The organism is Mesorhizobium sp. M1A.F.Ca.IN.020.03.2.1, assembly GCF_004023205.1.
In the GTDB taxonomy this organism is placed as follows: Bacteria; Pseudomonadota; Alphaproteobacteria; order Rhizobiales; family Rhizobiaceae; genus Mesorhizobium.
The window spans coordinates 1-11,933 of record NZ_RZSV01000182.1; the positions used below are offsets into that span (position 1 = coordinate 1).

An 11,933-nucleotide genomic window follows, 5' to 3' on the forward strand; every position below is an offset into this window, starting at 1 on the left:
GCGGAAGCCTATGCCGAAACGTTCGCGCGCCCTCCAGCCGGACAGCGAGGCGCGGAACTCGGCCTCGCTTTCGTAGAGTTCGAGCGAGCCGTCCTCATGCAGCATCGGCCGCGTGCCAGAGCGGTCGAGCAAACCCATCCATTCGGCTTCGGCGAGCTTCATCATGCCGGCCTGCGCCGCAAGGCTCGCCTCGAAGTGCCTGGCGGCGCCCGCGCGCCAGAAGCGGAACAGCCAGGGAAGAAGTTTAGGCAGATAGGCCGGCGGGATGGCAAGAGGCCCCAGCGGATCGGCAAGCCATTTCGGCAACTGCCTGATCATCCCCTTATGCGCCAGCGGCAGCACGTCGGAGAAGGCGAAGGCGGCAGCGTTGCCGGAGCTCGTCTCCTCGCAAATGCCCGTCCGATCGAAAATGGTGACGCTGCGTCCCGCCTCCGCGAGCAAGGTGGCGGCGCAAATGCCGATGATGCCGCCGCCGATGATGGCGATATCTTCCCCTTCTCCCCGGTCACGGGGAGAAGGCGCCCGACGGGCGGATGAAGGGGGGCGCCCCTCTTCGGTCGGCTTGGCATTTCCTTGCACGCTGGCGTTGTCCCTCGTCTGTCTGCCGCCATCTGCTCCGCGTGAACGGGAGCAGAAGGCTATCAGAACGCCGGCAGTTCCGGCCGCGCGGCCAGCGCATCCCTGACGATCTTTTCCACCGCCTTCCGGCGCTCGCCCGACAGCGGCTGGCGCGGCATGCGAACGCGGTCATTGGTACCGATCCCCAGCACTTCGGCAAGCTTGATGTTTTGGACCAGGTAGGTCGAGACATCGAGGTCGAGCAGTGGCCTGAACCAGCGGTAAATCTTCAGCGCTTCTTCGCGGCGACCTTTTCTCATCAACTGGTAGATGGCGACGGTCTCACGCGGGAAGGCCGTGACAAGGCCCGCCACCCAGCCGATGGCGCCGACCGACAGCGCCTCGAAGGCGAGGTTGTCGACGCCGGTGAAGAGGTCGTAGCGGTCGCCGAGGCGATTGATGATCTCGGTCGAGCGGCGGATGTCGTCCGACGATTCCTTGATTGCGACGAAGCGCTTGTCGGACGCCAGCTCCTCCATCAGGTCGACAGTGACGTCGACGCGATAGGCGAGCCGGTTGGAGTAGATCATGACAGGCAGGTCGCCGGCCTCCGCGACGGCGCGAAGTGCGGCGACCGTCTCTTCGGCATTGGTGTGGTAGATCGGGCTCGGCACCACCATCAGGCCGTTGGCGCCTTCCTTGGCTGCGCGGCGTGCGATGCTTGCCGCCTCGCGGGTGCCGGGTTCGTTGACGGTCAGAAGCACCGGCTTTGTCCCGGCGACCTTCTGCGCCGTCTTCAGCACTTCGATCTTCTCGTCATGCGACAGCATTGGCCCTTCGCCGAGCGAGCCGCAGACGATGATGCCGTCGCAGCCGGCCTCCATCTGCAAGGAGAAACAACGCTCCATTTCGGCATGATCGAGGCGGTCGTCGGGGGTGAATTTGGTCGTGACTGCAGGGAAAACTCCGGCCCACATGGCTATCTCTCCGTCTGATATATCAGCGGTATATTTATTAAGACGCGGGCTGTCAATGCTGAATCCGCTATGATAAATGAAAAATATATCAGGAGCTGGCCCATTGATATCCGCATTGATATCCAACGACACGAGCGGAACCTTCGAGCCGGTTGCGACCAGGGCCTATCGTGTGCTGGAGCACATGATCGTCACTCTTGAACTGGCGCCTTCATGCTTCGTCACCGAACGTGCACTGATCGAGCGGCTCGGCTTCGGCCGTACCCCGGTGCGCGAAGCGATCCAAAGGCTGGCCTGGGAGGGCTTGCTCGACGTCAGACCACGCGCCGGCATCGCGGTCGCTCCGCTCCACCCCGGCGACTGGCTGCGCGTCATCGATGCCAGGCGCGGCATCGAGGTGGTGCTTGCCCGCTCGGCCGCCCGCTTCGTCACCCGCGAGGCGGCCGACCTGTTTCACGAGGCAGCCCTCGCCATGCAGAAGGCAGTGATCTCCGGCAACGTGCTTTCCTTCATTCAGGCCGACAAGCAACTTGACGAGGCGCTGGCGATCGCCGCCGGCAATCCATTCGCGGCGCGCGTGGCGGCGCCCTTGCAGACGCACAGCCGGCGCTTCTGGTTCCGCTACAAGGCGGATACCGGGCTCGCCGAATCGGCCGAGCACCACGTCGCGCTGATCCGCTCTATCCTCGACGGCGACGAGGAAGCCGCCGCCAAGGACGCCAAGAAATTGATGGCGCTGCTACGCCACCACGCCGAGGCGGCCGCGACGCGCTGACCGGAGCGGTTCCGCCTTAGCTGAACTGTCCGGTTACGCAGTTCACCCGCCCGGGTGCCGGACCGCGGTGGCCAGCGTGTGCTCCCATCCCTCGCCGGCCGCCAGGATGCAACTCTGGCCCTTAACGTCGGTCATCAGGATGGTCCAGGTTCCGCTCGCCGACACAAACACCTCGAAGATGGCGACGTCTCCACCCAGGCCATAGCCCAGCCGCTTCTCTTCGAACGTCTCTGCCAGCCCCGCGACCAGATCGTCATGGCCCCCGCAGAGGACTTGCGCCTGCACTGGGACTGCCGGCAAAGCCATGACGGCGCCGGCGACTGCCGCCTTCACCACTCGGAACGAAAATCTGCGTGCCATGGGCACCTCCTTCGCCGTGGCATTCCGGCAAAAGAGGCACATTCGGCCGCCTCAGTGTGCCGGAACGCTCCAGGCCGGACTCGACGTCGCCATCACGTCACTCCTTCTGGTTTCCGGTCTGTCGCAGGGAGATTTATCACTCCCTGCATTCGATATGGTGAAGCTGCGCCCGGTAGACAAGCGGGCGTTGAAGCGGGCGCCGGCGCGGCTTTCACTGAACGAGCCGTGGCGCAGTGAGTGTTAGGCTCCCGGCACGGCTGCCGTGATCGTCGGGCTGTCCCAGCCTTCGCCAACGGACAGGATACAGCTCTGCCCCTTGGTATCGGAGGCAAGAACGGTCCAACTGCCTTGGTCGGAGACAAAGATCTCGAGCACGACGTTCGGATTGATCAGCCCGCGCCCTGCCTCGCTTTCGTGGAACTTGTCGCCGAGCGCCTTGATGATGTCGGCGCGTGGTGCGCATTGTGCTGCCGCATTGGCCTGGCCGGCCGACAGCGCTGCCGCCGCAAGGCACGTCGTCGCCATAAGAAATCGTGTCATCCGACACCTCCTCGCGCCAGACGAGAACCCCGGCTGCCACCGGCGCTGTTTGATTGGCCTGCACGCATGGCAGGAATACAGCCTAAGGCGAATGGCGGCCTGTTGGTTCCATCACACGGCGATGGAATCATTAGGAGGTGCGGCTGCAGCCTCGACGTGTCTCGTCGCAAATCATGCATCTGAAGTTGCAAGCGACGACCGGGCGAGACGACAAGCTACGCCAAATATCGATGAGGTGAAGGACAACCAGCCTCCTCTGCAAGGCCCCAAACAGAAAGCGCGGGTGCAAACCGCGCTTTCTCACGAGGCTCTCGAAAAAAAACCGTCCGGTCAGTTCATCGTCGGGATGACGAACTCGGCGCCGTCCTTGATGCCTGCCGCGCGCCCGCAGCCGCAACGCGGCGAGGACGCGCGGCCGAAAACCGTCCGGTCAGTTCATCGTCGGGATGACGAACTCGGCGCCGTCCTTGATGCCGGACGGCCAGCGCGAGGTGACCGTCTTGGTCTTGGTGTAGAAGCGGAACGCGTCCGGGCCGTGCTGGTTGAGGTCGCCGAAGGACGACGCCTTCCAGCCGCCGAAGGTGTAGTAGGCGATCGGCACCGGGATCGGCACGTTGACGCCGACCATGCCGACCTGGACCCTGGAAGCAAAGTCACGCGCGGCGTCGCCGTCGCGGGTGAAGATGGCGACGCCGTTGCCCATCTCGTGGTCGTTGGCGAGGTTGATGGCGTTCTCATAGGTCGGCGCGCGCACCACCGAAAGCACCGGCCCGAAGATCTCTTCCTTGTAGATGCGCATCTCCGGCGTCACGTTGTCGAACAGGCAGCCGCCCATGTAGTAGCCGTTCTCGTAGCCCTGCATCTTGAAGCCGCGGCCATCGACAACCAGCTTGGCGCCTTCCTTGACACCGATATCGACATAGCCCTTGACGCGTTCCAGGGCTTGGCGTGTCACCAGCGGGCCGAAATCGGCCGAGGAGTCGGTCGACGGACCGACCTTCAGGCTTTCGACGCGTGGTACCAGCTTTTCCATCAGCCGGTTCGCGGTGTCGTTGCCGACCGGCACGGCCACCGAGATCGCCATGCAGCGCTCGCCGGCCGAGCCGTAGCCGGCGCCGACCAGCGCGTCGACCGTCTGGTCCATGTCGGCGTCGGGCATGATGATCATGTGGTTCTTGGCGCCGCCGAAGCACTGCACGCGTTTCCCGCCGCGCAGCCGCGCGCATAGATGTACTGCGCAATCGGCGTTGACCCGACGAAGCCGACGGCTTTGATGTCCGGATCGTCGAGGATGGCGTCGACCACTTCCTTGTCGCCGTTGACCACGTTCAGCACGCCTTCCGGCAGGCCGGCCTCGATGAACAGCTCGGCGATGCGGATCGGCACGCCCGGGTCGCGCTCCGAAGGCTTCAGGATGAAGGCGTTGCCGCAGGCGATCGCCGGCGCGATCTTCCACAGCGGGATCATCGCCGGGAAGTTGAACGGCGTGATGCCGGCGACGACGCCGAGCGGCTGGCGCATCGAATAGGTGTCGATGCCAGGACCGGCGCCGTCGGTGAACTCGCCCTTCATCATATGCGGCGCGCCGATGCAGACCTCGACCACTTCGAGGCCACGCTGGATGTCGCCGCGCGCGTCGGCAATGGTCTTGCCATGCTCGCGCGCCAGGATGTCGGCCAGCTCGTCATAGTCGCGCTGGACCAGTTCGAGAAACTTCATCAGCACGCGCACGCGGCGCTGCGGGTTGGTGGCGCCCCACTTGATCTGCGCGGCCTTGGCGTTCTCGACCGCGGCGCGCAGCTCCTGCGCCGAGGCCAGCGCCACCGTAGCGCGCACCGAGCCGTCCATCGGCTGCATGACGTCCTGCTTGCGGCCGCTGGTGCCGGCGACACGCTTGCCGCCAATGAAATGACCGTACTCGATCATGGGTTCTCTCCCTGTTTTGATGATGAGGCATTGTCCGCCTTTGCGTCCGCAATGGCAACGCGAGCTAGAACGCAACCGTTGTGCGCGAAATAGACAGCGGCAGTCGGACGTGCATTAATTGCCGCAAAAGGTGATGATGATCGGTCATTGAAAGGATCGAAGATTGAGTTCCTTCACACCCCCCTCTGTCCTGCCAGACATCTCCCGCGCATGGGGGGAGATTGGCAGTTTCATCGCCGGGGCTCATCCTGCACCGTTGGCGATTGGCGAAAGCGAACGCGACATCCGATCTCCCCCCTTGCGGGGGAGATGTCCGGCAGGACAGAGGGGGGTGGGCGGGAACGCAGCGCTGGCGACTAACCTGGACCATCCCCATGAACTGGGATGATGTCCGCATCTTCCTCGCCGTGGCGCGCGCCGGCCAGATCCTCGGCGCGGCAAAACGGCTGGAGCTTAACCACGCCACCGTCTCGCGACGGCTCGCGGCGCTCGAGGAAGCGCTGCGGACGAAACTCTTCCGTCGCCTGACCACCGGCAGTGAGCTGACGCCGGCCGGCGAGCGCTTCCTCGACATCGCCGAGCGCATGGAGAGCGACATGATCGCAGCGCGCTCGACCATCGCCGGCGAGGGCGACGACGTCTCCGGCACGGTGCGCATCGGCGCTCCCGACGGTTTCGGTGTCGCCTTCCTCGCCAAGCGTTTGGGCGAGCTGACGGCGCTCCACCGCGAGCTCACCATCCAGCTGGTGCCGGTGCCGCGCTCCTTCTCCCTGTCGCGGCGCGAGGCCGACATCGCGATTGCCGTAGAGCGGCCGACCGAGGGCCGATTGGTGGCGGGAAAGCTCGTCGACTATACGCTCGGCCTGTTCGCCTCCCGCACCTATGCGGAAGCCAACGGCCTGCCGAAGTCAGCAGCCGAGCTCGATCGGCACACGCTGATCGGCTATGTGCCCGACCTCATCGTCAGCCCTTCGCTCGACTATGCCGCGGAGTTCAGCCCGGACTGGCGCACCAGCTTCGCCATCTCGTCAGCACTTGGCCAGGCGGAGGCGGTGCGCTCGGGCGCCGGCATCGGCATCCTGCATACCTTCGTCGCCCGCTCGATGCCGGAGCTGGTGCCGGTAGACATCGTCGCGCCCATCCGCCGCGCGTACTGGCTGGTCTATCACGAATCAGTGAGGCCGCTGCGCCGGGTCCAGCTCGTCGCCAATTTCATCACCAGGGCGGTGGAGCGGGAAAAGGGGTTGTTCGTCTGATGCCGCCCAAAAAGGCCGACCCGCTTTGGAACCGCCTTCAAGGCGCATCGAGGACGAAAGAATTCACAACCTGTCGGCCTCAGCGGCGAACGGCGCCCACATCCGGCCGGCTTCCTCGGCGCTGTTGCCCATGAGCCCGGAGGTGACTAAGCCGTAGTGGCGGTCGCGTATCGAAATCGCGATCCTGGCGTGGCCGTAGAAGCTGACATCGCCGTCGCCGAGGTGGAAATCCATGTCAGTCATCCGCACGGGATAGCCGTCCGGGAGTCGCGCCAGCCTGTCGTTGCTGAAACTGGCCGAACCGAAGGCGGAGCCGACCTGCCTTGCGCTTGCCACAAAATCGGCCAGTGTGGCACCAGTACTTCGCCATGCCGTGGCAGGCGAGGGGGAATCTGGGAAAGCCGGCGCAGACATGCGAGCCATTCTTGCCATCCTGCCGCTGCTTTGCCTCTCCGGCTGCGCCAATCCGTGGGCCAGGGTTCCCGAAGCGGAACTGCCGAAGTCGATCCGCTATGCGATGGCCCGCCCCTCGCCTTTCGTCTTCGGCAATTATTGCGGTCCTGGAACCCGCACCGGCGATCTCTCGGCCACCCCGGTCGACCGGCTCGATGCCGCCTGCCGGATCCACGATGCCTGCTATATCGCCCGCCACAATCATTGCGATTGCGACGGCGCGCTGATCGCTTCGGCAAGGACGATCCGCGGCGACAAGACGGCGCCAAGGAAGATGCGCGGCGAGGCCGAGCTCTTGATAGCCACCTTCGCGCTTCCGGTCTGCAAGGTCTTTCCGCAGGGCTTCATGCCGCCGCGCGACCCCGCCCAGCTCAAGGTCATGAACGGGGCGACCGGGTGAGACCGGGAGCCGTCGTGACAAGGCTGCTGCTTGGCCTGGCGCTGACCGCGCTCGCCGGATGCGCCGGCATGCCGGGCCGTTCCGCCTGCGCCTTCTTTCCGGGAGACGAAGCCTGCGCGCGTGCGCCCATCTCGGCGGATCGAAGCGGCGCCGAGATCGCCAGCGCCGGTTACTTCGCGGACAATGGCAGTGCCGCCTACGAAAAGCGATTCGAGGCGTTGCTGGCCCAAAGCCGAATCGATGCGCTCGACCGCACCAACGGCACCGGCCGCTTCGGCCGTGACTGGCGCGACGTCCACAATGATCGTTTCCAGGCAACTTATCCGTCGCTGCAACGGCTGGCGAAGCCGCTCGACAGCACGGAGCAGCCGCTGGCACCAGGCAAACCGGGCGAAGGCCATTTCACCGGTCGCTGGCGCATGTCGCGCCAGACGCTCTATCTCGACGCTGCCGCCAGGCCGTCCGCACCCAAGACCTTCAGCTTCTCCGGCCTGCAGGCGCGCTCGGTCGAGATCGTGCTCCGCCAGGTCGGCCGGCAAACGGTCGTGATCGGCGGCAGCTGCGACGGATCGCTGGCGATGCGCATCTCGGGCCGGTCGCGCACAATTGCCAAAGGTGCCCCGTTCCATCTCAGCCTGCCGGCGGCCGAGACATCTGCCAGCCTGTTTCCAAGCGAAGCGCTCACCCGCTGCGACCTCACCGTCAGCTCCAGCCTCGCGCCGTCCGGCGCGAAGCTTACCATCCTGCGCGAGGAGGCCGCCGACCCTTGGATCACGGCACTCGACAGCCGCTATGATCGTTGTCCGGTGCCAGATCCGGCCGGGCTCGAAGCGCTCGACCGCGCCTTTTATGCCGGCCGCTGGCTGTCGCAGACCTGCGCGCTGCCGCTCGGGTCGCCGACCCTGCTGCGCAAATCGCGCGACGGCTTCAATTCCAAGGTCGAGGCGCTGCTCGGCAAAACGCTGCCCGACAGCGCCTTCGACAAGGCCGATCCCGAACTGCCGCTCGATTTCTCCAACGCGCCGAGACTCAAGCTGATCTATCTGTCGTCGCTGGAGTTCAAGGCGGACTTTTCCGGCCGCATCATGGAGCGGCTGATCCGCCACCACGCGGCGCTCGGCACCAAGGTACGCATCCTGGTCACCGACGTGCTGGAGCGCGACAAGGACGACGCCCTGCTGCATCGGCTGGCGGCGGAGTTTCCCAATGTCCAATTGCAGGAATATCGCTGGCAGGCCGATCACGGCGCGCCGATCGACGAGCAGCTCTCACAGCTGCACAAGACCCATCACATCAAGATGCTGGCGACCCTGGCCGAGGAACCCGGCCGCTCGCGCGTCATCATCGGCGGCCGCAACATCCATGACGGGTTCCTGTTTCATAAGCCGATCGACCTGTCGCGCTACCCTCAGCTGCAGCAATACGGCGAGACCGACGGCTTCTCGCTCAACTACTATTCCAACTGGAGCGACTTCGACATCGAGATCGCCGACCAGGCGACGGTCGAAACGCTGGCCGCGCATTTCTCGACCGTCTGGCTGCGCGATGCCGACACCAACCTGTCGCGGCCGTTTTCCATTCCGGTTCGTTCCGGTGGCCACCCGCAAGGCGTGGTGCGGCACTTCATTTCCGTGCCTTACGAGGACGGGCATGCACTGGAAAACTACTTCGTCGAACTGATCGACACCGCCGAGCACCGCATCGAGATCGTCAATCCCTATCTCAACCTGACGCCCAGTCTCGCGAGAGCGTTCGATCGGGCGCTGGCCCGCGGCGTCAGCATCGACGTCGTCGGCCGCATCGATCTCAAGGGCGACATAGGCGGCCGCTTCCTCACCGCGCTCAACAAGCTGTTCGTGGAGAAATATGGCGACCGCATCAATATCCGCGAATTCAAGGCGCCCGACGTGGTGCTGCATTCCAAGATCATGATGATCGATCAGCGCCTGGTGACGATCTCCTCGGTCAACCTGAACAATCGCAGCTTCGTCCACGACTCGGAAAACGGCATGATGGTGCTCGATCCGGCCTTCTACCGCCGCATGGAGTCGGTCTATGACGACTATCTCGCCCATTCGCAGCCGGTCGCCACCAATGTCACGATCGGCTGGGCTTACCGGCTGCTGTTCAGCAATGGGTGGGTGAAACAGGCCTTTTAAATCAAGCCTTGATGTAGCGGTCCGGGCTGAGGTCGAGCGCGTTGATCTCCGGCACCCGGTTGGAAATGATATCGGCAAGCACTTTCGCCGAGCCGCAGGCCATGGTCCAGCCCAGCGTGCCGTGGCCGGTGTTGAGATAGAGGTTGGACAATTCGCTGCGCCCGACCAGCGGCGGCCCGTCGGGCGTCATCGGCCGCAAGCCACACCAGAAACTCGCCGCCTTGAGATCGCCGCCGCCCGGAAACAGGTCGCCGACGGAGTGCTCGAGCGTGCGGCGGCGCGATTCATGCAGACGAAGGTCGAAGCCCGAAATCTCCGCGGTGCCGCCGACGCGGATGCGGTCGCCGAGCCTGGTGATCGCCACCTTGTAAGTCTCGTCCATGATGGTCGACACCGGCGCCGCCGCCGCGTCCGTTATCGGCAGCGTGATGGAATAGCCTTTGACCGGATAGACGGGGATCGGCCGTTTCATCTTGCGCATGAAGGGAGCCGAATAGCTGCCAAGCGCCATCACATAAGCCTCCGCCGTTCGCCAGCCCTTGTCGGTGCCGACCTGGACGACGCGGTTTCGGTTCCTGACGACGCGCCGGATGCTCGTGCCATATTCGAAGGCGACGCCGCGCGCCACGCAAAGCTCGGCCAGCTTGTCGGTGAACATCTTGCAGTCGCCGGTCTCGTCGCCGGGCAGCCTCAGCCCACCGACGAATTTTTCCCGCACACCGGCCAGCGCCGGCTCGGCCGCGATGCAGCCGTCCCGGTCGAGAAGCTCGTAGGGAACGCCATATTTTTTCAGCACCTCGACATCGCCGCCGGTGCCGTCGAGCTGCTTCTGCTTGCGGAAGAGCTGCAGCGTGCCCTTGGCTCGCTCGTCATAGCTGATGCCGATCGTAGTGCGTAGCGCCTTCAGCGTGTCGCGGCTGTACTCGGCCAAGGGCACCATGCGCGACTTGTTCAGCGCATAGCGCTGGGCCGTGCAGTTGCGCAGCATCTTCAAGAGCCATGTCCACATATGCGGATCGAAGGCCGGCCGCACCACCAGCGGTCCGTATTTCATCAACAGCCATTTGACGGCTTTCACGGGAATGCCGGGCCCGGCCCATGGCGAGGCATAGCCCGGCGACACTTCGCCGGCATTGGCGAAGCTGGTCTCCAGCGCCGGGCCCTGCTGCCGGTCGATCACCGTGACTTCGTGGCCGGCCTCGGCAAGGAAGTAGGCGGTGGTGATCCCGATCACACCGCCGCCCAGCACCAGGACTTTCATTCTATGCTCCCTCAAACCGATCATGCCGCCGAAGGGCCGGGATCGTCGCCTTCTGTCTGCCGGATTTTGCCGCCCCCGCCAAGGGGCCAACGATCGCCTGCGGCGCTGTACACCAGCCTCGGGCCACGGGGTCGCTGTGCGGCAGTCCGAGCCGCCTGATGCTCGGCCTCCGGCTGGTAGGCCACATCCTCGAGAAGGATGCGCTCGCGGCTGCCGTCGGGGCGCTCGGCCACTACCGACTGGCCCGCCCTCATGCCGAGCAGGCAGAGGCCGCGCCAGGTGCCGAGCGGCAGGCCGAATCCGACAGGAGCGGAGGCGTCGCCCAGCATCAACGTCCTCGTCTCCGGGGCTCCGTCGTTGATCCGGAAGACTACCCGGCTGTTCAGCGTGGCGATGTCGGGCTCGACCATGCCGGCCGGGATGATGTCGCTCTCGGCGAGCTTGCGTTCGAGCATCGGCACGATCGCGTCGGCAAAGGCGCGCCGGCGCATCAGCATCGCTTCGAGAACCGCGAGATCCTTCGGCGTGAGGCGATAGATGGTCCTGGTCATGGCGCTCTCCGCGACGCGGATTGCTCGACCGCGTGGATGGTCGCCGAAAGCACCCGGCCGTCGCGGCTTCGCCAGGAGACTGTGCGGCCGGCACGCGCGCCGATCAGCGCGGTTCCGAGCGGCGTCAGCACCGAGATGCGTTTTTCGGCGATGTCGGCCTCGGCGGGATAGACTAGCGTGACGCGCTGAATGCTTCCTTCCCCGTCGTGAAGCGTCACCGTCGTGCCCATCCGCACGACATCGGCTGGCATCGCCGCTTCGGCGGCGATCCGCGCGCGGTCCATCTCGGCGAGCAGGTCCTCGGCCATCTCGGGCGTCCGCTCGAGAAAGGCTCTGGCAAGGCCGCTGAGCCGGTCGTGGTCCGCGTCGCTGACGAGGATCGTGTTTCGGGAACGCGATTGGGTTGTGGCATTCATGGCAAACCTCCTGGATTTGCACGTCGACGAACCGACGCGCGCTGCAGCCCGCTCAAAGGCGGCGACGAAGAGCCGACAGCCGCGAAAGGCTGGCTGGCTCGAATGACGATGTCAGGAATTCAAATGCCCCGGCTCGGCGGTCGCCAACACGACCGCGCCGGGGCTACGCTCCCGCGATGGGGCAAACCCTGAAAAAGGTTCTGCTATGGGCGAGGTTGCTCATGCCTCGACCCTTGCCGAGATGCATCGGCTTGTCAAGCAAGCCGCCCCTTTCACCCGCCGATGTAGCGGCGGGGAAAAC

At 65.0% G+C, this 11,933-nt stretch carries 12 protein-coding genes and 1 pseudogene; 4 read left to right on the forward strand and 9 right to left on the reverse strand.

What is annotated here, in order from left to right:
- On the reverse strand, nt 1–579 hold a 579-nt coding region (locus tag EOA79_RS23715), incomplete at its 3' end, for an FAD-dependent oxidoreductase (RefSeq protein ID WP_164893928.1).
- Nucleotides 580–641: 62 nt separating this feature from the next.
- Entirely contained in the window at nt 642–1,535 is an 894-nt protein-coding gene (locus tag EOA79_RS23720; RefSeq protein ID WP_095824104.1) for a dihydrodipicolinate synthase family protein, read from the reverse strand.
- A gap of 115 nt (nt 1,536–1,650) precedes the next feature.
- On the opposite strand from EOA79_RS23720, the gene EOA79_RS23725 reads away from it, so the two are divergent.
- Nucleotides 1,651–2,310, forward strand: a complete 660-nt coding sequence (locus EOA79_RS23725) for a GntR family transcriptional regulator (protein ID WP_095824105.1) — start codon at nt 1,651–1,653, stop codon at nt 2,308–2,310.
- A gap of 42 nt (nt 2,311–2,352) precedes the next feature.
- Here EOA79_RS23725 and EOA79_RS23730 read toward each other — a convergent pair whose 3' ends face one another.
- The 3 genes and pseudogenes from EOA79_RS23730 to EOA79_RS23740 all read right to left on the reverse strand — a co-directional run bounded on the left by EOA79_RS23730 (nt 2,353) and on the right by EOA79_RS23740 (nt 5,136).
- On the reverse strand, nt 2,353–2,670 hold the full coding sequence (locus tag EOA79_RS23730) for a hypothetical protein (RefSeq protein ID WP_067319522.1): 318 nt from the start codon (nt 2,668–2,670) through the stop codon (nt 2,353–2,355).
- Between the two features lie 240 nt (nt 2,671–2,910).
- Nucleotides 2,911–3,210 carry a hypothetical protein gene (locus EOA79_RS23735; RefSeq protein ID WP_095799746.1) on the reverse strand — a complete coding sequence of 100 codons (300 nt, stop codon included), beginning with the start codon at nt 3,208–3,210 and terminating at the stop codon, nt 2,911–2,913.
- A gap of 430 nt (nt 3,211–3,640) precedes the next feature.
- Nucleotides 3,641–5,136, reverse strand: a pseudogene (locus EOA79_RS23740) (CoA-acylating methylmalonate-semialdehyde dehydrogenase).
- A gap of 374 nt (nt 5,137–5,510) precedes the next feature.
- Here EOA79_RS23740 and EOA79_RS23750 point away from each other — a divergent pair.
- Nucleotides 5,511–6,392, forward strand: coding sequence for a LysR family transcriptional regulator (locus EOA79_RS23750; RefSeq protein ID WP_095799744.1), 882 nt, complete (start codon nt 5,511–5,513; stop codon nt 6,390–6,392).
- Nucleotides 6,393–6,455: 63 nt separating this feature from the next.
- Here the strand turns inward: EOA79_RS23750 and EOA79_RS32955 are convergent, their stop codons facing one another.
- Nucleotides 6,456–6,626 carry a hypothetical protein gene (locus EOA79_RS32955; RefSeq protein WP_164893929.1) on the reverse strand — a complete coding sequence of 57 codons (171 nt, stop codon included), beginning with the start codon at nt 6,624–6,626 and terminating at the stop codon, nt 6,456–6,458.
- A gap of 178 nt (nt 6,627–6,804) precedes the next feature.
- On the opposite strand from EOA79_RS32955, the gene EOA79_RS23755 reads away from it, so the two are divergent.
- Entirely contained in the window at nt 6,805–7,245 is a 441-nt protein-coding gene (locus EOA79_RS23755; RefSeq protein ID WP_095782605.1) for a hypothetical protein, read from the forward strand.
- A 68-nt stretch (nt 7,246–7,313) separates the two neighbouring features.
- On the forward strand, nt 7,314–9,404 hold the full coding sequence (locus EOA79_RS23760) for a phosphatidylserine/phosphatidylglycerophosphate/cardiolipin synthase family protein (protein ID WP_127335775.1): 2,091 nt from the start codon (nt 7,314–7,316) through the stop codon (nt 9,402–9,404).
- A 1-nt stretch (nt 9,405) separates the two neighbouring features.
- On the opposite strand, the gene EOA79_RS23765 is transcribed toward EOA79_RS23760, so the two are convergent.
- Genes EOA79_RS23765 through rnk form a run of 3 tightly spaced genes read right to left on the reverse strand, consistent with a single transcriptional unit; the run spans nt 9,406 to nt 11,632 of the window.
- Nucleotides 9,406–10,665, reverse strand: coding sequence for a D-amino acid dehydrogenase (locus EOA79_RS23765; RefSeq protein WP_095824108.1), 1,260 nt, complete (start codon nt 10,663–10,665; stop codon nt 9,406–9,408).
- Between the two features lie 20 nt (nt 10,666–10,685).
- Nucleotides 10,686–11,216 carry a nucleoside-diphosphate kinase gene (locus EOA79_RS23770; protein WP_095824109.1) on the reverse strand — a complete coding sequence of 177 codons (531 nt, stop codon included), beginning with the start codon at nt 11,214–11,216 and terminating at the stop codon, nt 10,686–10,688.
- On the reverse strand, nt 11,213–11,632 hold the full coding sequence (rnk, locus tag EOA79_RS23775) for a nucleoside diphosphate kinase regulator (protein WP_067319541.1): 420 nt from the start codon (nt 11,630–11,632) through the stop codon (nt 11,213–11,215). Before rnk ends, EOA79_RS23770 begins: the two co-directional genes overlap by 4 nt.
- Nucleotides 11,633–11,933: the final 301 nt, after the last annotated feature.

What these genes read in the sequence shown, in the direction of transcription:
- EOA79_RS32955 (WP_164893929.1), bottom strand. Translation starts at nt 6,626, where the DNA reads ATGGATTTCCACCTCGGCGACGGCGATGTCAGCTTCTACGGCCACGCC.
- EOA79_RS23770 (WP_095824109.1), bottom strand. Translation starts at nt 11,216, where the DNA reads ATGACCAGGACCATCTATCGCCTCACGCCGAAGGATCTCGCGGTTCTC.
- EOA79_RS23755 (WP_095782605.1), top strand. Translation starts at nt 6,805, where the DNA reads ATGCGAGCCATTCTTGCCATCCTGCCGCTGCTTTGCCTCTCCGGCTGC.
- EOA79_RS23735 (WP_095799746.1), bottom strand. Translation starts at nt 3,210, where the DNA reads ATGACACGATTTCTTATGGCGACGACGTGCCTTGCGGCGGCAGCGCTG.
- EOA79_RS23750 (WP_095799744.1), top strand. Translation starts at nt 5,511, where the DNA reads ATGAACTGGGATGATGTCCGCATCTTCCTCGCCGTGGCGCGCGCCGGC.
- EOA79_RS23765 (WP_095824108.1), bottom strand. Translation starts at nt 10,665, where the DNA reads ATGAAAGTCCTGGTGCTGGGCGGCGGTGTGATCGGGATCACCACCGCC.
- EOA79_RS23760 (WP_127335775.1), top strand. Translation starts at nt 7,314, where the DNA reads ATGCCGGGCCGTTCCGCCTGCGCCTTCTTTCCGGGAGACGAAGCCTGC.
- EOA79_RS23730 (WP_067319522.1), bottom strand. Translation starts at nt 2,670, where the DNA reads ATGGCACGCAGATTTTCGTTCCGAGTGGTGAAGGCGGCAGTCGCCGGC.
- EOA79_RS23720 (WP_095824104.1), bottom strand. Translation starts at nt 1,535, where the DNA reads ATGTGGGCCGGAGTTTTCCCTGCAGTCACGACCAAATTCACCCCCGAC.
- rnk (WP_067319541.1), bottom strand. Translation starts at nt 11,632, where the DNA reads ATGAATGCCACAACCCAATCGCGTTCCCGAAACACGATCCTCGTCAGC.